General features: G+C 71.9%; 23 protein-coding genes and 1 pseudogene. 12 read left to right on the forward strand and 12 right to left on the reverse strand.

The window, feature by feature from the left end; all coding sequences use genetic code 11:
• The first annotated feature begins 189 nt into the window (after positions 1-189).
• On the forward strand, positions 190-1,044 hold the full coding sequence (locus ABT245_RS42485) for a L,D-transpeptidase family protein (protein WP_351745486.1): 855 nt from the start codon (positions 190-192) through the stop codon (positions 1,042-1,044).
• A gap of 234 nt (positions 1,045-1,278) precedes the next feature.
• Here ABT245_RS42485 and ABT245_RS42490 read toward each other — a convergent pair whose 3' ends face one another.
• From ABT245_RS42490 to ABT245_RS42505, 4 genes are all read right to left on the reverse strand, one after another.
• Positions 1,279-2,430, reverse strand: a complete 1,152-nt coding sequence (locus tag ABT245_RS42490; RefSeq protein WP_351745489.1) for a hypothetical protein — start codon at positions 2,428-2,430, stop codon at positions 1,279-1,281.
• Positions 2,430-3,092: an RNA polymerase sigma factor gene (locus tag ABT245_RS42495; protein WP_351745491.1), complete on the reverse strand. Its 663-nt coding sequence runs from the start codon at positions 3,090-3,092 to the stop codon at positions 2,430-2,432. The genes ABT245_RS42490 and ABT245_RS42495 overlap by 1 nt, the downstream gene beginning before the upstream one ends.
• Before the next feature lie 545 nt (positions 3,093-3,637).
• Positions 3,638-4,405, reverse strand: a complete 768-nt coding sequence (locus tag ABT245_RS42500; protein ID WP_351745494.1) for a hypothetical protein — start codon at positions 4,403-4,405, stop codon at positions 3,638-3,640.
• A 121-nt stretch (positions 4,406-4,526) separates the two neighbouring features.
• Positions 4,527-5,168 (reverse strand): TetR/AcrR family transcriptional regulator, encoded by a 642-nt coding sequence (locus ABT245_RS42505; RefSeq protein WP_351745497.1) that lies wholly within the window; start codon positions 5,166-5,168, stop codon positions 4,527-4,529.
• 97 nt (positions 5,169-5,265) lie between these two features.
• Here ABT245_RS42505 and ABT245_RS42510 point away from each other — a divergent pair, with 97 nt between their 5' ends.
• The gene (locus ABT245_RS42510) at positions 5,266-6,117 is read left to right on the forward strand and encodes a hypothetical protein (protein WP_351745500.1); all 852 of its coding nucleotides are present in this window, start codon (positions 5,266-5,268) and stop codon (positions 6,115-6,117) included.
• A gap of 6 nt (positions 6,118-6,123) precedes the next feature.
• A pseudogene (locus ABT245_RS42515) lies at positions 6,124-6,294 on the forward strand (polyphosphate kinase 2); the annotation flags it as partial.
• Between the two features lie 93 nt (positions 6,295-6,387).
• Here ABT245_RS42515 and ABT245_RS42520 read toward each other — a convergent pair.
• From ABT245_RS42520 to ABT245_RS42545, 6 genes are all read right to left on the reverse strand, one after another.
• Positions 6,388-7,125 carry a hypothetical protein gene (locus ABT245_RS42520; RefSeq protein ID WP_351745503.1) on the reverse strand — a complete coding sequence of 246 codons (738 nt, stop codon included), beginning with the start codon at positions 7,123-7,125 and terminating at the stop codon, positions 6,388-6,390.
• Positions 7,118-7,291, reverse strand: coding sequence for a hypothetical protein (locus tag ABT245_RS42525; protein WP_351745505.1), 174 nt, complete (start codon positions 7,289-7,291; stop codon positions 7,118-7,120). The genes ABT245_RS42520 and ABT245_RS42525 overlap by 8 nt, the downstream gene beginning before the upstream one ends.
• A gap of 72 nt (positions 7,292-7,363) precedes the next feature.
• Positions 7,364-8,008 (reverse strand): RNA polymerase sigma factor, encoded by a 645-nt coding sequence (locus tag ABT245_RS42530; protein WP_351745557.1) that lies wholly within the window; start codon positions 8,006-8,008, stop codon positions 7,364-7,366.
• Between the two features lie 215 nt (positions 8,009-8,223).
• Positions 8,224-8,613, reverse strand: coding sequence for a hypothetical protein (locus ABT245_RS42535; RefSeq protein ID WP_351745508.1), 390 nt, complete (start codon positions 8,611-8,613; stop codon positions 8,224-8,226).
• A 228-nt stretch (positions 8,614-8,841) separates the two neighbouring features.
• Positions 8,842-9,345 carry a hypothetical protein gene (locus ABT245_RS42540; RefSeq protein WP_351745511.1) on the reverse strand — a complete coding sequence of 168 codons (504 nt, stop codon included), beginning with the start codon at positions 9,343-9,345 and terminating at the stop codon, positions 8,842-8,844.
• 110 nt (positions 9,346-9,455) lie between these two features.
• A complete protein-coding gene (locus ABT245_RS42545; protein ID WP_502982309.1) occupies positions 9,456-11,120 on the reverse strand; it encodes a beta-N-acetylhexosaminidase in 1,665 nt (554 codons plus the stop codon).
• A gap of 271 nt (positions 11,121-11,391) precedes the next feature.
• Here ABT245_RS42545 and ABT245_RS42550 point away from each other — a divergent pair, with 271 nt between their 5' ends.
• The 6 genes from ABT245_RS42550 to ABT245_RS42575 all read left to right on the forward strand — a co-directional run bounded on the left by ABT245_RS42550 (position 11,392) and on the right by ABT245_RS42575 (position 16,562).
• On the forward strand, positions 11,392-11,946 hold the full coding sequence (locus tag ABT245_RS42550; protein WP_502982310.1) for a 2-oxo-4-hydroxy-4-carboxy-5-ureidoimidazoline decarboxylase: 555 nt from the start codon (positions 11,392-11,394) through the stop codon (positions 11,944-11,946).
• A 456-nt stretch (positions 11,947-12,402) separates the two neighbouring features.
• A complete protein-coding gene (sdhC, locus tag ABT245_RS42555; RefSeq protein WP_351745517.1) occupies positions 12,403-12,783 on the forward strand; it encodes a succinate dehydrogenase, cytochrome b556 subunit in 381 nt (126 codons plus the stop codon).
• Between the two features lie 5 nt (positions 12,784-12,788).
• A complete protein-coding gene (locus ABT245_RS42560; RefSeq protein ID WP_351745520.1) occupies positions 12,789-13,271 on the forward strand; it encodes a succinate dehydrogenase hydrophobic membrane anchor subunit in 483 nt (160 codons plus the stop codon).
• A 24-nt stretch (positions 13,272-13,295) separates the two neighbouring features.
• Positions 13,296-15,050 (forward strand): succinate dehydrogenase flavoprotein subunit, encoded by a 1,755-nt coding sequence (gene sdhA / locus ABT245_RS42565; RefSeq protein ID WP_351745522.1) that lies wholly within the window; start codon positions 13,296-13,298, stop codon positions 15,048-15,050.
• On the forward strand, positions 15,050-15,811 hold the full coding sequence (locus ABT245_RS42570; protein WP_351745525.1) for a succinate dehydrogenase iron-sulfur subunit: 762 nt from the start codon (positions 15,050-15,052) through the stop codon (positions 15,809-15,811). Before sdhA ends, ABT245_RS42570 begins: the two co-directional genes overlap by 1 nt.
• A 169-nt stretch (positions 15,812-15,980) precedes the next feature.
• Positions 15,981-16,562 carry a hypothetical protein gene (locus ABT245_RS42575; protein ID WP_351745528.1) on the forward strand — a complete coding sequence of 194 codons (582 nt, stop codon included), beginning with the start codon at positions 15,981-15,983 and terminating at the stop codon, positions 16,560-16,562.
• On the opposite strand, the gene ABT245_RS42580 is transcribed toward ABT245_RS42575, so the two are convergent.
• A complete protein-coding gene (locus ABT245_RS42580; RefSeq protein WP_351745531.1) occupies positions 16,545-17,189 on the reverse strand; it encodes a Uma2 family endonuclease in 645 nt (214 codons plus the stop codon). The genes ABT245_RS42575 and ABT245_RS42580 overlap by 18 nt on opposite strands.
• Positions 17,190-17,322: 133 nt before the next feature.
• On the opposite strand from ABT245_RS42580, the gene ABT245_RS42585 reads away from it, so the two are divergent.
• Entirely contained in the window at positions 17,323-17,733 is a 411-nt protein-coding gene (locus ABT245_RS42585; protein WP_351745534.1) for a VOC family protein, read from the forward strand.
• A gap of 115 nt (positions 17,734-17,848) precedes the next feature.
• On the opposite strand, the gene ABT245_RS42590 is transcribed toward ABT245_RS42585, so the two are convergent.
• Positions 17,849-20,263: an MMPL family transporter gene (locus ABT245_RS42590; RefSeq protein ID WP_351745562.1), complete on the reverse strand. Its 2,415-nt coding sequence runs from the start codon at positions 20,261-20,263 to the stop codon at positions 17,849-17,851.
• 170 nt (positions 20,264-20,433) lie between these two features.
• On the opposite strand from ABT245_RS42590, the gene ABT245_RS42595 reads away from it, so the two are divergent.
• Together ABT245_RS42595 and ABT245_RS42600 are read left to right on the forward strand one after the other, a co-directional pair.
• Positions 20,434-21,141, forward strand: a complete 708-nt coding sequence (locus tag ABT245_RS42595) for a response regulator transcription factor (protein ID WP_351745537.1) — start codon at positions 20,434-20,436, stop codon at positions 21,139-21,141.
• A 152-nt stretch (positions 21,142-21,293) separates the two neighbouring features.
• Positions 21,294-22,712, forward strand: a complete 1,419-nt coding sequence (locus ABT245_RS42600; RefSeq protein ID WP_351745565.1) for a sensor histidine kinase — start codon at positions 21,294-21,296, stop codon at positions 22,710-22,712.
• Positions 22,713-22,714: the final 2 nt, after the last annotated feature.

The following is a 22,714-nucleotide window of genomic DNA, read 5'->3' on the forward strand; positions in this document are numbered from 1 at the left end:
AAGGGATACGCACCGGGCTCGCCCAGCCGCTCGGCCGGATCCCAGCCCGCCAGCGCGGCGGGCCCGTAGACCGGCTCCACGGGCAGTCCGGACTCCGACTCACGCGCCATGGGGTGCCTCCGCAGTACGTCGACTACTCCCCACCATGCCTCCTAGTTCGACGGCGGTCACCCGGGGAAACATCCCGGCATGAGGTTCAGGGGGATCGAACGGATCGCCGGGCGGCCCGCCGCGCTCGCCTCGGCCGCCGCGCTCACCGCGCTCACCGTGCTCTGCGGGTGCACCGTGCAGCCCGCGGACCAGGACGGGAAGAACCGCTCGCCGGTGCGCATCCGGCTGCCGAGCACCCGGCCGCCGGACCGGCCGGCTCCCGGTGGCGGTCCGACGACGGCCCGGCCCGCGCCCGCGCCGCCCCGCGTCCTGTGGTCCCGCGGCGACACCGGCCCGGGGGTGCGCGAACTGCAGGCCCGGCTGCGCCAGGTCGCCTGGCTGTCCGACGGGCCGACGGGGGCGTACGACGACCTGACGGAGGAGGCGGTCAGGGGCTTCCAGGGCAAGCGCGGGCTGCCGCGGACCGGGCGGACGGACACGGTCACCTGGCAGCGGCTGCTCGGCATGACGCACCGGCCGGGCACATGGGACCTGTATCTGATGGGCGGTCAGCCGGCCGCCGCGCCCGACCCGCGCTGTCTGACGGGCCGGGTGCTGTGCATCGACAAGACCAGCCGGACGCTGCGCTGGATGATCGACGGACGCACGGTGTCGACGATGGCGGTGCGGTTCGGCTCGCAGTACACCCCGACCCGTGAGGGTGTGTTCCGCATCTACTGGAAGTCACGGCACCATGTGTCCACGCTCTACGACTCCCCGATGCCGTACGCCCTCTTCTTCAGCGGCGGTCAAGCGGTGCACTACTCCTACGACTTCGCGGCGCGGGGCTATGCGGGCGGTTCGCACGGCTGTGTCAACGTGCGCGACGAGGCGGCGATCGCGGCGCTGTTCGCGCAGGTGCGGACGGGCGACAAGGTCGTCGTCTCCTGGTGAGGCGCCGCTCGCCGGGGCGTTCCGCTCACCGGGGACGGGGCGCGGGCGGGACCGGGGGAACGGATCCCGCCCGCGCCAAGGTGCACGAGCCCTGGGTACGGGGGGAACCCCGGCTCGGTGCGACGGCCGATGACCAGTCGGCTCACTCTGTACTGCGTCACCGCCGCCGAAAACGTCACACCCGCCGCGCGCGACCGTTCCTGCGCCATGAAAAGGCAGGTCAAAGCCTTGGCGTCAGAGCGCGGTGTACGTCGGGCTCGGCGCGGGGTCCGGGGACTGCGCGGGGCTGTCGGAGGGCTGCGGGGCGAAAGCGGAGGGGACGGACGTGGTCCCGCCGTCCCCGCGGTGGTCGTTGCCGCGGCCCTCGTGAGAGTTACGGCCGTGGCCGCCGTTGTCACCGCCGTGGTCGTCCCGGTCGCCGTGGCCGGCTCGACCGACCCCGTCACCGTCCTGATCGCCCTGGTCGTCCTGGTCGTCCTGGTCGTCCTGGTCGTCCTGGCCGGACTGCTCGCCCTTGCCGTCGTCGGACTTCCCGTGCTCCTCGCCCTGGGTGCCCTCGGTGTTCACGCTGCTCTGCAGGATGCCTTTGCAGTACGTCCACACACGCGCGGGACCGCCCGCCGTCTGCTCCAGGCGGCGCTCGCGGCCGGGACCGAGTTCCTTGCCGTCACGGAGGTCACGGCAGGCCGCGGGCGCGCCCTTCCACGGCCCGGGGGCCCGCCCGGAGGAGCCGACGGACCCGGTGGCGCCGCCCCGGCCCGGGGCGGCGCCGGGGCTCTCGAGCGCGGAGCCTGCGGTGGGGGCGCCGTACGCGGGGGCGCTCGGCGCCGACGGGCCCGGCGTACCGCTCTGTGTGGTCTTGGCGGACGGTGAGGCGAGCGGCTGCCCGGGCGTACCGGCGGCGGTGACGGAGGCGGCGGGCCCGGGATCGCCGTCGCCGAAGGGCACCGGCAGGACTCCGGTTCCGGCGGCCACCGCGACTCCGCCGACGGTGCCCACGGCCAGTGCGGCGGCGAGCGCCAGACGCACGGGGCGGGCCCGGCGGGGACGGCCACGAGCGGGGGCCGGGCGGGCGCCGATGCGGATGAGACCCGCGTCGGACGGCCGGGCCGCCGCGCCGGTGCGTCGCGCCTGCGAACCGTCGCCGTGCGCTGTGCCGGCCTGCTCGGCGGCAGCCTCGCGGGCCTTCCGGAAGGCCGCGAGCGCACCCTCCTCACCGGGGAGTTCGACCCCGGCCGGGGTGCCCTCCACGGCGAGCGCGCCCAGTGCCCTGGCGAGTCGTTCGGCCTGTCCGCGGGCGGACGCGTCGACGGCTTCGAGTGGCTCACCGCGCAGCAGACGTTCCGCTGTTTCCCGGTTCAGCCACTTGTCCTGCTCGTCGGCCATCACATGTCCTTCTGCGTCCGCGAACGCGTATCCGTCACAGTGGCGGACGTCACCGCACGGCCGTGCGGTTCTCGCTGGGCCGGCAGGGCCTCGGGCCGGCCGGCCGATTCCGGATCCTCGGCGAGCAGTTCGGCGAGCCGTTTCAGACCGCGGTGCGCGGCGGTGCGGACGGCGCCCGCGCGTTTGCCCAGCGTCTCGGCGGCGGTCTTGGCGTCGAGACCGACGACCACACGCAGGACGACCGCCTCGGCCTGGTCCTGCGGGAGCCGCGCGATCAGCGAGAGGGTGCTGTCGGTGGCCAGCGCCTCGATGGCCTCGCCCGCGGTGTCCGACTCGGCGGCCCGGGCGGTCAGCTCGGTCTCGTCGCCGCCTATCACGGGGCGGCGGCCGCGCATACGTATGTGGTCGAGGGCGCGGTTGCGGGCGATACGGGCGGCCCAGCCGCGGAAGCGGTCCGCGTCACCGCTGAAGCGTTCCAGGTCGCGGGCAATCTGCAGCCACGCCTCGGACGCGACGTCCTCGGCGTCCGGATCGCCGACCAGTGTCCGTACGTACCCCAGCAGCCGCGGATGCACCGCGCGGTAGACGGTCCGGAACGCGGTCTCGTCCCCGTCCTGTGCCGCACGCACCGCGGCGGTCAACTCCGCGTCGTCCCCCAGCACCCGTGGTGTCCCTACTTTGCGCCTGAGCCGGCGCCGCTCTCGCGGACGTGGTCCTCGCCGTCGTGGTTCCTCAATTTGATGGTTGCGGTGTTCGAGGTCACAGGTGGTTGCCATGGTCGTGCGTCCCCCGCGCCTCGGCGCGAAAGGCACGTTACGGCCTGAAACCGCTCCCGTCCACGTCCGTACACGATGCAACCACCTCGTGACGCGGACGGGTGTGACAGAAAACGCGCCTGTGGCGCTGAAGGAAGTACGGGCCGCCGCGCGGCCCGTACCGCGCGACGGCCGGGGCCTCTCCTGTGGGGGGTGGCGGCCCCGGCCGTCCCCGCGGTTTCAGCGCTCCGACCTGGGGTGTTGCGCGGAGTCCAGGACCGGCGCGACCAACACGCGACCAGCGGCCCGGACGCCTGACCCACGATCTGAAGCCCGCCCTGCGACCGCGGCGCGCACCCGCCACCCGCACAGCGCCGCGCGGCACCGCCCGCCTCCCGTACCGCACAAGCACAGGGGAGATGAGCTGGGTACGGGAGCGGGCGGAGCCCCGGTCAGGACATGCGCGCGGCGACCGTTCGTGCCGCCTGGGACAACGCCTTCTCGGTCCAGATCGTCCTGCGCTTCTCGGCGGCCGCCAGATTCTCGGCGGGCTTCGCGCCCACGCCCGGGTCCTTCACCAGGCCCTCAGCCGAACTGGAACCGTCGAGTTCGAAGAGGTAGGGGCCCTGGCGGCAGTACACCTCGTCCCCGGTGACGCCGCCGACGCGGTAGCAGCCCTCCGGGCCCCAGGTGGCGGCGAGATCGGTGAAGTCCTTCTCCTTGGTCTTGTCCTGCTTGTCCTCGTCGTACCTCTTGGCGATCAGTGCTGGATCGGCAAGCGCGGTCACCGTGACCGTGATGTGGCTGTTGGCGTAGTCGCTGCTGCCGCCGTCAGGCAGGTTGAAGCTGAACTCGCAGCCGCCGCGCGGGACATCACCGGTGGTTCCGGGGTCGGATTCGGCGAGGGGGTCGAAGTTGAGGATGCTCACCTTGACCGGCTCGCGCTCGAAGGATTTCGCCTGCGGCAGAAAGGCCTGGATCTCTCCGTTCGTCAGCAGTTTGCAGCCGTCGGGCCACTGACTCAGCCGCACCGAGGCGTTCGGCGGTGCCTGGATACCGAGCCTGTCCCCCGCGGGCCTGGCCGAGCCGAACTCGACCGACGGCGGAGGCGAGTCCTCACTGCATCCGGTCAGCAGCGTCGCACCCGCCACCGCCGTCACACAGAGCGCCGCTGCCCTGCTCCGCCGCCCCGCTCGGCGCGGCCCGTCGTTCCCGTGCATCGCTCTCCCCCGATTCCCTTATCCGTCAAGGCAGTTGTTGTCGAACCCGGACAGCCAGAGCAGCCCGGCAAAGATCTCCAGGCACTTCGCTCACCCACGAAGACGGCCTGGCCGTTGGCGTTCACGCTGAGCCGCTGGACTGGCTGACGACGGACGTATTTCCGGCCGAGGTGTCGGGGGCGAGGCTACGCCAGATGACGTCGGGCAGGTCCCGTTGGATTTCGGCGAGATCCAGGGTGTAGGTGCTCGACAGCCAGCGGCGGGCGGCCTCCGTGATGGGGCCCATCACGATGATCTCGACCACCGCGGGCGAAAGCGGCGCGATCTCGCCTCGCCTCATGCGTTCGCCCAGCCATCGGACCATCGGCGCCGTCTGGGTCTCCTTCGCCGTCTGGATCCGTTGCGCGTGCTTGCCGATGTAGCCCGCATAGACGGAACCGTGCAGGAACAGGGCGGCGTCCCGATGCTCCCGAGTGAAGCGGAAGTACGCGTCGACGAGACGGCGCAGGCCGCTTCGGGCGGTGCGCGACCGTTCCAAAGCGTCGGCGAGAGACGCGAAGAGGCGCTCCATGCAGCGGATGTACAAAGCGACAGCCAGACCGTCGAAGCTGCCGAAGTGGTGGTACAGACTGCCCAGGCTGACACCGCTGGCCTTCACGACGGCCGTCACGGTGAAGCCTTGCTGCCCCTCATCGGCGTACACCTGCAAGGCGGCCGCCAGAAGCTGGTCGACCGTGGCCTGACCCCGTTGCTGCTTCACCATGGCCACCAGTCTAGGCACGGAACCACCACACAGTTCAATAGATTTTTTCTAGAAAGTATCTTTAGAAATCTTTGGCTGTCGGGCACACTCACACCCCATGACGACATCACCGACCCCGAACCTTCTGCCACGGCCCCGCGCCGCCACCGCGGCCGGCATGGCCGGGATGATCTACGGGATCGTCCTCGCGGGAGCCAGCGGTTTCGGCATGCTCGCGCTGATCCTGTGGGCGGCCGACGCGCGCCCCGGGGAGAACCGGATGCTCGGTGCCGTCCTCGGCGGATTCATCCTGGTCCTTCTGATCGCCGCGGGATGGGCCATCGCCCGCAACGGCCGTGCCCTGCTGCTGTTCCGCTCACCTCGATCGGCCGAGGGGATCCGAGCACTGACCGGGACCTTCTCCGGCCTGTGCGCACTCGCCTTGTGCAATGGGGCGTTCGACACCGACACACCCGCAGCCGAGTGGTGGAAGCGGATGGCCGGCTACGGCGCGATGCTCGCTGCCTCGCTGACGGTGACGCTGCTCTGCGGCAGACGCGACGTCCGCGTCTGGCTCGGCACCTACCAGCCGCCGCGACCCACACCGCCCCCGCCTTCGGCGGACACGGGGCATGGGCGGCGCGCTTGGAAGTCGGCCGTCGCCAGCTCCCTCATCGGCCTGCTCCTCGGCGGGGCGATCATCGTGATGAACATCGGTGGCGAGAAGGAGGTCCTGGTCTTCGGCGGCGGAGTGGTGCGTCCCAGGGACACCTGCTACGAGATCGGCGGGCAGGGTCGCACCGGCGACTGCGCGGATATCGCCACCCGCGAGAAACGTCATGTACCCACCGACACCGGCTCCGTCATCAGCGGCGCCCTCATCATCGCCGTCGGCGGACTCATCTCCGCGGTGGCGCTGATGCCCGACCGACGCAGGACCGCGGCACCACAGCGCCCGTCCGGCCGGTGAAGGCCGCTGGAGTCGATCACCCGCTGGGAGGCGTACTTGCGGGCGAAGGACGAGATGCTGGTGCACACCGACATCTGCGAGGCGCCGTGGTACGTCGTCGAGAGCGACGACAAGCGCCGGGCGCGGCTGAACATGATCGCCCATCTGCTGGACTCGGTGCCGTACCACGAGGTGCCGGTACGGGTCGATGGCTGATCCGTCGCGGGTGCCTGGAGCGGAGGGGTGTCCTGTTCCCGCCGGATGCAGCCGGTGGATTCCAGGGGGGCGGGGTTATTTGGGCGGGGCGGGCTTTTCGGTCGGCGGGGGTGGCTGCGCGGCGCAGTACGCGGCCACCTTGTCCGCTCCGCCCGCGGCCGCGACGAGCCGCTGCCAGGCCGTCGCGTCCAGCGCCTTGCCCCGGCCCTCGACCTGCTCGTACGCACGGCAGTGGGCGAGGGTGTCCGTGGCCGTGGCCGGGCGGTCCGGGCGGGTGCGGGCCGCCGCGGACCCGGAGGCCGCCGGGCCTGTGGGAGCGGGGCTCACGGGTGCGGGCCTCGTGGCGCCGGGGCTCGTGGCGGGCCGGGGGGCGGGCGGGGCCGGTCGGGAAGCCGGGCGTTCATGGGGCTCCGTCGTCGGGTGCGGGGTGCGGCGGCCGGGCTCGCCGTCGTACGCCGGGGACCCGGCCGAGGCGATCGCCGCGACGGCGAGGCCGCCCAGCGTGACGCTCGCGAGGAACACGGACAGCGTTGCCTTCACCGAGAACCGGGCGCGCCGCGACGCGCCCGGCCGCCAGTCGTCCCGGCACCGGGTCCGCGCCCGGTGCGCCCCGGTGTCCCGCGCGACGCGGAACGCGGCCACGGCCCGCCGCTCGGCCTCCGGGCCGAGGCCGGCGCCGCCCGGCCGGAGCGCCGTGCCGAACCGCTCCTCAAGCGCCGGGTCCTGATCGGCCGACCGCGGGCCGGGCACGGCGCCGACGGGGCGCGCGCGCCGACGGCCGGGCGGCCCGTCGTCGCTGTGCCGTTCACCCATGTCCGTTCCCCGTCCTGGCCCGGTACGCCCGGTCCACCCGATCCGCTCGATCCTCCCGGTACTCCCGGTACTCCCGGTACTCCCGGTACTCCCGGTACTCCCGGTACTCCCGGTACTCCCGGTACTCCCGGTACTCCCGGTACGCCGGAGCATTCCGCTCCGGCACGCCGCGGGGCCGCCGGGCTCTGCTCGGTGCGCCGGCCCCGCCGACTCCGTACGTGCCGCGCCCGGCCGCCGTTCATGTCGCATCCCCCAGCGTGCCGGGGCCCTCTTCCGTCACACCGTCGTGCGCACCGCCGTCCGCCGGCGACCGGCCGCCCAGTTGCCGGGCGAGACGTTTCAGCCCGCGGTACGCGGCCGTGCGCACCGCGCCGGGGCGCTTGCCGAGGACGCGCGCGGCGGCGGGGCCGTCGAGACCGACGACGACCCGCAGCAGCACCGCCTCGGCCTGGTCGCGCGGCAGCCCCCGGACCAGGGCGAGGGCGCGTTCGGTGGAGAGGAACTCCAGCGCCTGCTCGTGCGTGCTGTGCGGCCCTGGCAGTTCCAGTACGTCCTGTTCCAGTCCCGTGGCCCGGGGCCGCACCCGCTGTCTGCGCAGATGGTCGAGGGCCCGGTGCCGGGCGATGGTCGCGGTCCAGCCGCGGAACCCGGCGCCGTCGCCCTTGAACCGGCCCAGGTCCCGGGCGATCTCCAGCCAGGCGTCGGAGGCCACGTCCTCCGCGTCGTCGCCGACGAGGCCGCGGAGATAGCCGAGCAGGCCCGGCTGCACCATCCGGTAGGCCGCGGCGAAGGCGGTCTCGTCGCCGTCCTTGGCCCGCGCGACGGCCGCGCCCAGCTCGCCGTCGTACGCCTGAAGGCGGCGGCGTTCCCCTCCCTGGCCCAAGAACCGTCCTCGTCCGTACGAGCCGTGCCCGTGCTCGTGCTCGTGCCGCTGCTCGTCCGCGCAGCGCATCGGCATCGTGTGACACGGCGAGCCGCATCCCATGATGATCAGCGCCGCGGTGCACAGATGTGTCACAGGGCACGGCCGCGCCCGGCCGCCGCGGGCGCCCCGCCGGGCGTCCGCGCGGGCCGCGCGGGCCGCGTCCGGGGCGCAGGTCAGGGCCCCGACACCGTCGCGTCCCGGCACAGCAGCCGCAGCGAGCCGTGCCCGGTGAAGCAGCGCCGCGCCTCGTCGACGGGATCCCACAGCCGGCCGTCGGGCGTACGGATCCAGAGGTCGCCGCCGCTCGCCCACCACTCCGCGCCGGTCTGCCGGACGATCACCTCGCCGGTGTAGGCACCGAAGCCGCGCAGTACGTCCTGCACGGCGGCGTACGGCGCACCCTCGCGGCGTATGTCGTCGATCATCCGGTCCACCCGCCACAGGCTCTGCGCCGAGTAGTCGAGCCGTACCCGCGCGCCCTCGCGCATCGTCGCCACGACGTCCGCCGCCCATCGCACGGGCTTGGTCGCGGCCTGCGGCCTGGTCTGCTGCTGTGCTGTCACCTGATGCGCTGTCACATACTCAAGAGCGAGAGCGGCGTGTCTTTCGTCACTCGGATCCGGGCCGGATCCGGACCTGCGCAGGACCGCCCCTCCTCCTCCCCCCCCCACGACCGTCACAGCACCGGCCCGCCCGCCCCGTCCCCGTCCCCGTGCTCGGCGAGCAGTTCCAGGACGCTGACCGATACGGAGCCCGTACCTCCCTTTACTGCGCGGAAGGACGCCGGAGTCTCACAGGGCCGGCGCGCCCAGCAGGTCGAGCAGACGGAAGAGCAGTTCTTCGGCCATGTCGCCGGGGTCGGCCATCAGCACGTCGAACACCGCGTCCGCGGTGACCGTGCGCCCGGCCTCGGCGGCCCAGGCGACCGCGCGTTCGGCGGCGTCGCGGGGGTCGAGGAAGTAGTCCTCCAGGGTCAGGCCCTGCCGGTCGGCGCCGAGCCGGGCGGCCATCGCGGTGCGGGCCAGACATGTGGTCCAGCCGCCGCTGTCCGGCGCCGCCGCCTCGACGACCGCGCAGGCGCCGTCCATCACATAGCCGAACAGCGCGGGCGCGCCGGTCTGCTCGGCGAGGGCGTTCATGCTCCCGATCTCGCCCTCGGGTCCCGGGTACTCCCACACCTGCCACCCCTCGGGTCCGGCCGCCCGCCGGGTCAGGCCCTCGGCACCGGCCAGCGCGTCCAGTTCGGCGAGCGGTCGCGCGGCCCGGCCCACGACGAAATACCCCCAGTAGCCCATGTCCGTCCCCCCTGACTGTTCGGCTCCGGGCGAATACACCTTTGGGTGAATACACCACAGACGTACGGGAGTTCGCAGCCGTATCCGCAAACGGACGCCCGGGGCGCGGGTCAGCCCAGCCGGTCGGCCAGCTTCTCGAAGTCGGCCCAGGGCAGGGCCGCGGGGCCCGGATCCCACAGCTTCTGCACGGTGGCCCGCAGCGGCATCCGGATCCCGGCCGCCACCTGATCCTGGGTCTGGGCGTTCGGCACGTCGCCCCAGACGGCGAAGGAGCCGCCGAGGATCTGCCCGTCGTAGCGGGCGGGCACGGCCGTGGTGCCGCGCAGCACCCGCGGGTCCCACTGTTCGTAGATCCGCTGCCCGGTGGGGTAGACGAAGGTCTGCGGCTGACCGAGGACGTAGTACAGGAACTCGTCGTTGTAGTTGATGACCTTGCGTCCCTCGCCCAGGTACGCGGCCGGTGGCCGGGCGCCGATCTCCTTGCCCGTCCAGTAGGCGACCTCCAGGTCCTTGGCGGGCTGTACGGAGGTCCCCCGGTAGAAGCCGTCGTTCCAGGCCCGCATCGTGCGGGCCTGGGCGCGGACGGTGTCGGCGCGGGCGTTGAGCCAGCCGGTCGCCAGGTCGGCGACGGTGCCGCCGGAGCCGTACGCCTTGTGGGCGGCGGCGGCCAGCTGCGGGTAGGAGGCGGCCGGATCGGAGACCGCGAGCGCGCGGTACTCGTCGCCGCCCAGGTGCCAGTACGAGCCCGGGAACACACCGGTGAACTCGCCCAGCAGGTCGTCGACGACGCGTGCCGCCGCGGGCTTGGAGATGTCGACGGCACCGCGCGTGGCGACGCCCTGCGCGTTGCGCAGCTGGAGATCGGGGTGGGCGGCGATGACCGCGCCGAGGTGTCCGGGCGAGTCGATCTCGGGAACGACGGCGATGTGCCGGCCGGCCGCGAGGTCGACGATCCGCTTGACCTGTGCCTGAGTGAGATGGTCCTTGGAGACGATCTCGGGATGGGTCCTGGACTCGATACGGAACCCCTGGTCGTCGGAGAAGTGCAGGCCCAGCTCGTTGAACTTCAGGTCCGCCAGCTCGCGGATCCGGTCCTCTATCCAGGACTCGCTGTACGGCTTGCGCGCTATGTCCAGCATGAAGCCGCGCCGCGGCTTGGCGGGCTCGTCGCGCACGACGCCCTCCGGGGCGGTGCCGCCGCCGTGCACCTCCTGCTTGAGGGTGCGGGTGCCGTAGAAGACGCCGGTGTCGGCGGGCCCGCTGATGGTCACGGCGCCGCCGCGCACGGTCATGGTGTACGACTCGGGGTTCGCTGCCTTGTCGCCGCTCAGCTCCAGCCGCAGGTCACCGGCGCGCCGGTCGCGCTGCTCGCCCGCGTAGGCGAGGCCCAGCTCACCGGCTGTCAGCCGGCCCTCGTCGGCCAGGGCCGGGGCGCCCACCACGACCCGCCCGCCGCCGGCCGGGCGCCAGCCGGGGCCGCGCTCGGGGGTGTGCGAGCGCACGGCGGGGATGGTGCGGGGCGTCTGGGACAGCGGGTAGGTACGGCTGGGCGACGGGCTCGCCGTGCTCGGGCGCGTCGAACCGGGGGCCGGGCCCGCCGCGGTGTGGCCCGTGGACTGCCGCGCGGTCGCGGTCGGCCGCGCTCCGCCGCCGTCCGCGGCGGCCCACACGCCCAGTCCGACACCGAGGGCGACCGTGCAGACGAACGCGCCGCCGACCGTCGCGCGCCGCCGCCTGATCTGTTGTGCCGACGTGCGGCGCCTGTGCTGACTCACACCGCCAAGCTAAGGCCAACGCCGAAGCCGTGCGTCCACGAAGGGTTCTGAAACTCTGCCGTTCGGGTGAAATTCGGGCGTCCGTCGGACACGTCGTGACCATGCTCGATAACGTGACGGCGCATCTCTCACAGCATCCGCTGCCGCCCCATATGTGACGCGAGGACCCACGCTGCCTGCGCACCGTCTCCCGTACCCGTCCGGGTCCTTGGACCGAGTGACCATACCGGCGCTCCCCGAGCAGACCCACGTCCCGCCCGTCCCCGGCCGACTGGCGGGATTCAACGCCGCGACCGCCGACGAGGCCCGCGAGGCACTCCTCGCCTGTCTGCACAGCCCGCGCTGGGCCCAGCGCGTCGCCGCCCACCGCCCCTACCCCGACCTGGACGCGCTGCTGGCCGCGGCGGACGAGGCGGCGTACGACCTGACCCCGACCGAGCTGGCCGAGGCCCTGGCCGGCGAGACCCTGCCGCCCCTGCCGAAGGACACGTACTCCGCGGCCCATACGGCCCTCAGCGCCGCGCACGCCGCCTACGAGGCCCGCTTCGGCCACGTGTTCGTCATCCACCTCGGCGGCACCCCACCCGAAGAGGCCCTGGACCGCACCCTCGAAGGCATCCGCTCCCGCCTCACCAACGACCCCGACGAGGAACGCGCGGTAACAGCGGACGAACTCCGCCGCCTGGCAAGAGCGCGCCTGACCACCCACCTGAGCAACAACGAGCCCGGAAGGGGCACGAGGAACTGCGCGCCCAGCCACACCGAACCCGCACCCGGCGCCACAGCCCAGCCCCCGCCCCCCTGGCCGCCGAACAGCCCGCGATAATCTGGCTGCGCCCCGAAGGGACGCGGGAGGCGCCTAGCTAGTGCTGTGGCCGGAAAGGTTTGCCGGAAAGCTCGCGGCGTCCGGTGCGGTGCATCGCAAGGCGGAGCATCTCCCACGTACTGGATGTACTCGGGTGATGCGACAACGCGGCGTGGGGGCACCTCCCGGCCGAAGGCTGGGGGAGTGCCGTGCCGGGCGTCGCGAGCCGGTGAACCTTTCCGGTCGCAGCACTAGCCACGGCCGACCCGCACCCGGCACCGCCAGTACCCCGCCACCCCCTGGCCGCCCGGCCCAGCTCATCCGTCCGGTGCCAGTTTGATCACACAGTCAAGACCCCCCGCTGGGCGCCGCAGGCACCCCGCTACGATGCTGGGGGCCGGTGGACCGTACCCGGCCGGGCCCGACCGACACCGAAGCCGGCGCGGCCCTCAGTCCCCGCTCCCGGAGGGTTCTTCCGTGCCGGCTGGAACGCTGTACCGCGGCCGGGAAGGAATGTGGTCCTGGGTGGCTCATCGAGTCACCGGCGTCCTCATCTTCTTCTTCCTGTTCGTTCACGTGCTGGACACCGCTCTCGTGCGTGTCTCCCCCGAGGACTACGACAAGGTCGTAGCCACGTACAAGACGCCGATCGTCGCGCTGCTGGAGTACGGCCTCGTCGCCGCCATCCTCTTCCACGCGCTCAACGGCCTGCGCGTCATCGCCGTCGACTTCTGGTCGAAGGGCCCGCGCTACCAGAAGCAGATGCTGTGGACCGTCGTCGGCGTCTGGGTCGTCCTGATGGCCGGCTCGATCTACCCGGTCCTCGGCCACGCCGCTCGTGTCCTGTTCGGGAGCTGACGCCGATGTCCACCACTGAAACCACCGCTTCCGGGATCGGGCCCGTCGAGGGCGAGGCCCTGTACGGCGTCGACAACCCCGCGCCGCTCATCGAGGCGCCGCGCCGGCGCACCAAGAAGACCCCGAGCAGCACCCGGGGCAACTTCGAGATGGCCGCCTGGCTGTTCATGCGCCTGTCCGGCATCGTGCTGGTCGTCCTGGTCCTAGGCCACCTGCTGATCCAGCTGTTCCTGGACGGCGGCGTCTCCAAGATCGGTTTCGCCTTCGTGGCCGGCCGCTGGGCCAACCCGTTCTGGCAGGTCTGGGACCTCGCCATGCTGTGGCTCGCGATGCTGCACGGCGCGAACGGCCTGCGCACGATCATCAACGACTACGCGGAGCGCGCGAACACCCGGCTGTGGCTCAAGGGCCTGCTCTACACCGCCACGGTGTTCACCATCCTGCTGGGCACGCTGGTGATCTTCACCTTCGACCCGAACATCCGCTAGGCCCGGGACCGAGGTAATCCACTGATGAAGATCCACAAGTACGACACCGTCATCGTCGGCGCCGGCGGCGCTGGTATGCGCGCGGCCATCGAGGCGACGAAGCTCAGCCGCACCGCGGTCCTGACCAAGCTCTACCCCACCCGCTCCCACACGGGCGCCGCGCAGGGCGGCATGGCCGCCGCGCTCGCCAACGTGGAGGAGGACAACTGGGAGTGGCACACCTTCGACACGGTCAAGGGCGGTGACTACCTCGTCGACCAGGACGCCGCGGAGATCCTGGCGAAGGAGGCCATCGACTCCGTCCTCGACCTGGAGAAGATGGGCCTGCCGTTCAACCGCACCCCGAACGGCACCATCGACCAGCGCCGCTTCGGCGGTCACTCCCGCAACCACGGCGAGGCCCCGGTCCGCCGGTCCTGCTACGCGGCCGACCGCACCGGCCACATGATCCTCCAGACGCTGTACCAGAACTGCGTCAAGGAGGGCGTGGAGTTCTTCAACGAGTTCTATGTCCTGGACCAGCTGATCACCGAGGTCGACGGCATCAAGAGGTCGGCCGGCGTGGTCGCCTACGAGCTGGCGACCGGCGAGATCCACATCTTCCAGGCGAAGGCCGTGATCTACGCGTCCGGCGGCTGCGGCAAGTTCTTCAAGGTGACGTCGAACGCGCACACCCTGACCGGTGACGGCCAGGCGGCGGTCTACCGGCGCGGTCTGCCGCTGGAGGACATGGAGTTCTTCCAGTTCCACCCGACCGGCATCTGGCGCATGGGCATCCTGCTCACCGAGGGCGCCCGCGGTGAGGGCGGCATCCTGCGCAACAAGGACGGCGAGCGCTTCATGGAGAAGTACGCGCCGGTGATGAAGGACCTGGCCTCCCGTGACGTCGTCTCCCGCTCCATCTACACGGAGATCCGCGAGGGCCGCGGCTGCGGTCCCGAGGGCGACCACGTCTACCTGGACCTGACGCACCTGCCGCCGGAGCAGCTGGACGCCAAGCTGCCCGACATCACCGAGTTCGCCCGCACCTACCTGGGCATCGAGCCGTACACCGACCCGATCCCGATCCAGCCGACCGCGCACTACGCGATGGGCGGCATCCCGACGAACGTCGAGGGCGAGGTCCTGGCGGACAACACCACCGTCGTGCCGGGTCTGTACGCGGCCGGCGAGGTGGCCTGTGTGTCGGTGCACGGCGCCAACCGCCTGGGCACCAACTCCCTGCTGGACATCAACGTGTTCGGCCGCCGGGCGGGCATCGCGGCGGCGGAGTACAGCCGGCGGGCGGAGTTCGTCGAGCTGCCGGAGAACCCGGAGTCCGTCGTCATCGAGCAGATCGAGCGGCTGCGCACGTCCACGGGCACCGAGCGGGTGGCGACCCTGCGCCGCGAGCTGCAGGAGACCATGGACGCCAACGTCATGGTGTTCCGCACCGAGCAGACCATCAAGACGGCGGTCGAGAAGATCGCGGAGCTGCGCGAGCGCTACAAGAACGTGGCGATCCAGGACAAGGGCAAGCGGTTCAACACGGACCTGCTGGAGGCCGTCGAGCTGGGCAATCTGCTGGACCTCGCCGAGGTCATGGCGGTGTCCGCGCTGGCCCGCAAGGAGTCCCGCGGCGGTCACTACCGCGAGGACTACCCGAACCGCGACGACGTCAACTTCATGCGCCACACCATGGCGTACCGCGAGGTGGGCGACGACGGCACCGAGTCCGTCCGTCTCGACTACAAGCCGGTCGTCCAGACCCGCTACCAGCCGATGGAGCGTAAGTACTGATGGCAACCCCTGTTCTGGACAAGGTGGAGGCGGAGGCCGCGTCCTCTCCCTACATCACGGTCACCTTCCGCATCCGCCGCTTCAACCCGGAGGTCTCGGCGGAGCCCACATGGGAGGACTTCCAGCTGGAGATCGACCCGAAGGAGCGGGTCCTCGACGGTCTCCACAAGATCAAGTGGGACGTGGACGGCACGCTCACCTTCCGCCGCTCCTGCGCCCACGGCATCTGCGGCTCGGACGCGATGCGGATCAACGGCAGGAACCGTCTCGCCTGCAAGACGCTGATCAAGGACATCAACCCCGAGAAGCCGATCACGGTCGAGCCCATCAAGGGCCTCACGGTCCTCAAGGACCTGGTCGTGGACATGGAGCCGTTCTTCCAGGCGTACCGGGACGTCATGCCCTTCCTCGTGACGAAGGACACGAACGAGCCGACGCGCGAGCGGCTGCAGTCGGCCGAGGACCGCGCCCGCTTCGACGACACCACGAAGTGCATCCTGTGCGCCGCGTGCACGTCCTCCTGCCCGGTGTTCTGGAACGACGGCCAGTACTTCGGCCCGGCGGCGATCGTCAACGCGCACCGCTTCATCTTCGACTCGCGTGACGAGGCCGGCGAGCAGCGGCTGGAGATCCTCAACGACCGTGACGGCGTCTGGCGTTGCCGCACCACCTTCAACTGCACGGACGCCTGCCCGCGCGGTATCGAGGTGACGAAGGCGATCCAGGAGGTGAAGCGAGCGCTGATCACGCGCCGCTTCTGACCCGGTCTGCGCCGGCCTGGTGTGCGCCGTAGGCCAAGGGCCCCGTAATCCGGTTCCGCACCGGGACGGGGCCTTCGGCTTGCCCGCACCCCACAGGGGATTCGGCATCGGCGTCCGTAACTGGCAGGATGAACGTCCGTCAGGGACGGGCGAAGAGGGGGACGAGAACATGAGCGAGTCCGGCCGGCAAGGTGACGGGGACTACCAGTGGGACCCGGCGCAACCGCCGCCGGGTGCGCCGGGTGCGCCGGGTGCGCCGGGTGCGCCGGGTGCGCCGGGGTACGGCTATCCCGGTCCGGCGCAGGGGTACGGCTATCCCGGCGGGCCCCAGGGTCACGGCTCCCCCGGCATCACGCCCGGGTACGGATTCCCCCCGCAGACGGGGCAGCCCCCCGCCACGGGAGGGGCCCCGGCCCTGACCCTCGGGGACATCACCGTGATGGGCGACCAGATCATCACCCCGTCCGGAACGCTTCCGTTGCGGGGCGCGGTGTGGAACGCCACCGACATGTCACGCACCGAGGAGAAGATGCCGACCCATGCCATCGTGCTGGCGGTGATCTTTTTCATCTTCTGCTTCCTCGGCCTGCTGTTCCTGCTGATGAAGGAGAAGCAGACGACGGGGTACATCCAGGTCACCGTGACGAGCGCGGGCCGGCACCACTCGACGATGCTCCCGGCGTACGGCCCTGACGCCTTCGCGGCGGTCATGGCCCAGATCAACTACGCCCGCTCACTGAGCGCCATGTGACTCGCCGGGGCGCCGGTCGATCGCCGTCAGGTCGATCTCGATGTCGAAGGGCACGGTGAGCTTGAGGCGGTCGTGGTAGATCCCGCTGAGGGCGTAGGAGCCGGTGGCGGAGTCGAGTTCGTAGACGTGGACGACGGGGAGCCCCTTGTCGTCGTCCTGCTCGACCCGCCAGAAGTGCCGGACTTCGGCCTGCGCGTACTTACGCGGCTTGACCTCGCGGTCGCGTTCGCGGGAGTCGGGGGAGACGACTTCGACGGCGAGGACGATGTCCGCCCGGTCGTACCAGGTCTGATCATGGCCGGTGTTCGCCTCGATCGGGAACACCAGGACGTCAGGCTCCGGTCGGTTCTTCCGGTCCAGTCGGACGGTCATCTGCCGCAGGACATCGAGGTGATCCGGCGCCTGCCTCAGAAGCGCGTTGTCCAGGAGGCGGATGGTACGGCTGTGGAACCTGGTCTGCGGGCTCCTGAAGACGAGGCTGCCGTCGAGCAATTCCGTGTACCGCGGGAGGTCGGGGATTCGGTCGAGGTCGTCGGCGGTCCAGCCCTCGGCGGGCGGGATCGGCCGGCGGGTGATCCGCTCGGCCTCCGTCTCCGTCTCGGACGCTTCGCTCGTGGGTGCCTCCATGCGCCGAAGTCTCGCCTGTTCGTTCGGACCGCCCAGGCGGAACACCGGCCGCCTCACCTCATCGAGTGATCAGGGCGCGGGCCCCCGGGCCGGTCCCCGCGGGTGTCGGATCCGGGGTCGCTAATCTGACGACATGTCAGACGAAGAGTCGTACGAGCTGCTTGGTTTTGACAATGTGCTGGTGCCCGTCGGGGATCTCGGCGAGGCCGTCGGGTTCTACGAGCGGGCCGGGTTCGCCGTCGGGTTCCGGTTCGACGAGGGCGGGATCGCGCTGCTGAACGTCGGCGGCGAGACGCCCGGGATCCTGCTGCGGGCCGAGGAGGGGTTCGGTCACCGGCCGCCGCCGTGGCCCTCGCCACGGATCTGGCTGGAGGTGCCGAACGCGCGCGTGGCGGCGCGCGCGCTCGCCGACGCCGGGATCGGGACGCTCGACGAGCCGTTCGCCGTGGCCACCGGCTGGACCGTCGAGTTCGCCGATCCATGGGGGAACGTCCTCGGGTTCACGGACTACACGAAGCGGCCGGAACTCGCCCGCCGGGCCTGAGCCCGAAGGACCTGAGGACGGGCGCCGCCCGCGGCCGGGTCGCTGCCCGGCCCCGGGTGAAGACCGGACCCTCAGGGTTCGGGCTCCGTGCGCGGGGCCGGGCCGGGGGCGGTGCTCAGCTGACCGCGTCCACCTCGTCGTCCGCCAGGTCCACGTCGTACACGAGCGGGCCGCCGTCGACGACGACATGCCGTGCGCGGGTGCCGTACGAGGCGGAGGTCGCCGCGAGGAGGTAGGTGCCGGGACCGGGGACCGCCACGATGTACGAGCCGTCGGCCAGGGAGTCGACACGGTCGAGCTGGCGGCCGCCCTTGGACATCAGCGTCACGGTCGCGCCCTGCACCGGGTCGCCGTCGACGGAGCGGATGAAGCCGTGCACGACCGACGCCGGGCCGTCGGCCGCGGACGGCCCGGCGGCCGGCGGCCCGGCGTCGGCCGGCTCCACCGCCAGATGCGGCAGCCGCTTGTCCAGCCACTGCGGCAGCCACCAGTTCGACCGGCCCAGCAGATGCATCACCGCGGGAACCAGGGCCGTCCGCAGGATGAACGCGTCCAGGGCCACCGCGGCGGCGAGCCCCACACCCGCCATCGCCGCCCCCGAGTCGCCGCTGAGCACGAACGCCAGGAACACGCACACCATGATGAGCGCCGCCGAGTTGATCACCCGGCTGGTCTCGGCCAGGCCGACGCGCACCGCGCGCGCGTTGTCCCTGGTGTGCACCCATTCCTCGTGCATCCGGCTGACCAGGAACACCTGGTAGTCCATGGACAGGCCGAACAGCAGGGACAGCATGATGACCGGCAGGAATGCGTTGATCGGGCCCTCCTTGCCGAGGCCCAGCAGGTTCAGGCCCCAGCCCCACTGGAAGACCGCGACCAGGACGCCGAAGGAGGCCGCCGCCGCGATCAGGTTCATCACCGCGGCCGTCAGCGGCACCACCAGGGAGCGGAAGGCGATCAGCAGCAGCAGGAAGCCCAGGCCGATGATGGTCGCGATGAAGTACGGCAGCCGGTCGCCGGTGACCGACGCGAAGTCCTTGGACACCGCGGTGACCCCGCCGACATGGGCCTGCGCGCCCGCCTCCGGGATCACCCGGTCCCGCAGGGTGTCGATGAGGTCGTCCGTCTCCTTCGACTGCGGTGAGGTGGTCGGCACGACCTGGATGACGGTGACGCCCCGCGCGGGCGGCAGTGCCACCGCCCGGGCCACCCCCGAGGTCGCCTCGATGCCCTCGACCAGGGCCTTGGTGTCACCGGCTGAGGCGACCACCTGGAGGGGCCCGTTGAAGCCCGGGCCGAAGCCCTGCGCGAGCAGGTCGTACGCCTTCCTGGTCGTCGTCGACGCCTCGTCGTTGCCCTGGTCGGTGGCGCCGAGCCGCAGCGACAGCACGGGCAGGGCGAGGACGGCCATGACGACCACCGCGAGCGCGGCGACCCTACGGGGGCGCCGCTGCACCCCGCCCGACCAGCGGGCGGCGAGCCCGCCGGCCCGCTCCGGCTCGGGCCCGCGCTCGGCGAGGCGGCGGCGCTGGCGGCGGCTGAGCACCCGCGGGCCGAGGAAGCCGAGGAACGCCGGCAGCAGTGTCGTCGCGGCGAGCACGCTCAGCACGACCGTCAGCGACGTGCCGATCACCACGCCGTCCAGGAAGCGCAGGTTGGTCACCAGCATGCCCGCGAGCGCGATGCACACCGTGCCGCCCGCGAACAGCACCGCGCGGCCCGAGGTGTTGAGGGCGGTGACCGCGGACTCCTCGGGGTCGGTGCCGCGCAGGACGCCGCGCCGGTGCCGGGTGACGATGAACAGCGCGTAGTCGATGCCGACGCCCAGCCCGATCAGGGTCGCAAGGAGCGGGGCCAGGTCGGGGACGTCGGTGACGTGGCTGATCAGCTGGGTGGAGAACAGGCCGGTGCCGACGCCGAAGACGGCGACGCCGATGGGCAGCAGCATCCCGAAGAGCGAGCCGAAGGCCAGGAAGAGCACCACGGCCGCGGCGACCAGCCCGACCAGCTCGGCGAGACCGGTCGGCGGCTCCTGCACCCGCTGGATCGCCTGCCCGCCCAACTCGACCTCAAGTCCGTCGCGTTGCGCGCCCCGCGCGGTGTCGACGACGTCCTGCACCAGCTCCTTGGGCACGGACTGGGCGGCGTCGGTGAAGGTGATCTGCGCGTACGCGATCCGTCCGTCGCGGCTGATCTGCGCGGCGCCCCGCTGCCCGCTGTAGGGGCCGGTGACGGCTCCGACGCCGTCCATCCCGGCGATCTTCTCCAGTGCGGGCTCGATCCGGGACCGTACGTCCTGGTCCCGGACCGTGCCCGTGTCGGCCTTCCACACCACCGTGTCGGTGTCACCGGACGTCTCCGGGAAGGCCTTCTCCATCAGGTCGTACGCGCGCTTGGAGTCCGTGTCCGGGAGGGAGAACACATTCGCGTAGTCCGTGCCCGCTGTCGAGGCCGAAAAGCCCAGCCCGCACAGCGCCCCCACCCACAACAGCAGGACCACCAGCCGGTGCCGAAAGCACCACCGTGCCAATGCCGCCACGTTCAAGGCTCCTTCACTGTTTCGGTCGGTCGGTCCCCCAGGTCCTGGGCAACAGGATTGGCGCGGGCACCCGCGCGGGGACACGACACGCCCATGACTCTCAAGGAACTCCAAAGGGCGAACGAGCCCGGCTGTCAGTGGTCCCGCCGATACTGGGGGCCATGACGACGGCTCCAGGCACCGTGCTGGTCGTGGAGGACGAGCCGAGCATCGCGGACGTCCTCGCCATCGCCCTGCGCTACCACGGTTTCGAGGTGATGATCGCGGGCACCGTCCGCGAGGCGCTTGCCGCCGCCGGGCGCACCCGGCCCGACGCGGCCCTGCTCGACGTCATGCTGCCGGACGGGGACGGCCGCGCGCTGGGCCGTGAACTGCGCACCGCGCGGCCCGATCTGGCGCTGGTCTTCCTGACCGCACGGGACTCGCCCGCGGAGATCGTCGGCGCCCTCGGCTTCGGCGACGACTACATCACCAAGCCGTTCAACATCGACGAGGTGGTCGCCCGGATCGGCGCGGTGCTGCGCCGCACCCGGCCCGCCGATGTCATCCCGCAGCGCCCGCCGCTGCGCTACGGCGACCTGGAGCTGGACGAGACGACGTACTCGGTGCGCCGCGCGGGCCGCACGGTCGAGCTGACCCCCACCGAGTACGCGCTGCTGCGTTTCCTGGTGCGCAACGGCGGCCGGATCGTGCCCAAGGAGCAACTCCTGCGGCACGTCTGGCAGTACGAGCACGCCCCGGCCGAGTCGACGGTCGTCGAGACCTACATCAGCTATCTGCGCCGCAAGCTGGACACCCTGGGGCCGCCGGTGATCACCACCCGGCGCGGTGTCGGATACGGGCTGGGCGCCGCACGGAAGGGGCCGTGATGCGCCCGCGGCCGGCCGCGGCGGCAGCATGGCGGGCCGCCCTCGCGCGGCGCGGCCGCGAGTGGCTCCTTTCCCGCGCCTTTTCGGGGAGCGGGGAGGCACAGCGGACCCGGCCCGGCCCGCTGGGCACGAGGCGCCGCCGGGCCCGTGGCATGCGTTCCCTGCGCGGCAAGCTGACCCTCGCCAACGTCCTGCTGCTGGCCCTCGGCATCGCCGTGGCCACCGCGGTGAGCCTGATGGGCATGCGGCACTATCTGCTCCAGCAGATCGACGCCGAACTGGACAAGTCCCGCCGGTCGCTGGCCCATTCCGATCTGACGCTGCGCCAGATCGACTCGCTGGCCGCGCTGGCGATCGTCCGGGACCGGTTTGTGCGGCCGCCGATGAGCGCGCCCCGCCCGGACTCGCTGTTCGCGGTCGTCGACGCCCGGGGCGGGGTCCTGCCGCTCGCCGGGTTCCCGCCCACCGAGAGCCAGCGCGCGCTGGCCGACGCGATCGGCGGCCCGGCCCCGCTCGCCGCCCTGCCCGAGCCGCGCGAGATCACCGTCCGCGACGCCTCGTACCGGGTGGTCGGCGTCCGGCTCGCCGACGGCAACTACGTCCTGGTCGCCGACTCGACCGACGCCCTGCACAAGGGCATAGCCAAGGCGCTCAGGCTCGACCTGGCCATGGGCACGCTGCTGCTGGCGCTGCTGGCCTGTCTGACCCTGTTCAATGTGCGGCGCCGGATGCGGCCGCTGGAGGACATGGTGGAGACGTCCTCGGCGATCGCGGAGGGCGACCTGGCCCGCCGGGTGCCCTCCAGCCGGGAGACCACACTGGAGGTGGAGCAGCTGCGGCTCGCCCTCAACTCCATGCTCCACCAGGTGGAGTCGGCGTATCACACGCGCGAGCGCAGCGCGGCCCAGCTGCGCCGTTTCGTCGCCGACGCCTCGCACGAGCTGCGCACCCCGCTGTCCGCGATACGCGGCTACCTCCAGCTGTACGACAAGGGCATGCTGCGCGAGCCGGAAGAGCGCAAGCGGGCCTGGGACCGGATGAACGGCGAGGTGGACCGGATGGGGCGGCTGGTCGACGAACTGCTCACCCTGGCCCGCCTCGACCAGCGGCCCGAGCTGCGCCTGCGGAACGTGGATGTGAGCCGGCTGGTGCGGGACGCGGCGCAGGATCTGCGGGCCCAGCAGCCGGACCGTCCGGTCACCGTGACCGCGGACGGCTCCGTGCTGGTGTGCGCCGACGAGTCGGGCCTGCGCCAGGTGCTGGGCAACCTGGTGGCCAACGTCCGTACGCACACGCCCGCCGATGTGCCGGTGCGGCTGGGGGTGGAGCGGGCGGACGGGCTGGTGCGGCTGTGTGTCGCGGACGAGGGTCCGGGGCTGGCCGAGGAGGACGCGACACGTGTCTTCGACCGCTTCTTCCGCGCGGGCGGCGGAGCGGGCAGCGGGCTGGGGATGGCGATCGTGCAGGGCGTGGTGCGGGCGCACGGCGGAAAGGTGGCGGTACGGACGGCCCCCGGTCAGGGACTGGCCGTGACGGTCACGCTGCCGTCCCGGGCGCCCGTACCGCCGTGAGG

Source organism: Streptomyces sp. NPDC001508 (genome assembly GCF_040298665.1).
GTDB lineage: Bacteria > Actinomycetota > Actinomycetes > Streptomycetales > Streptomycetaceae > Streptomyces.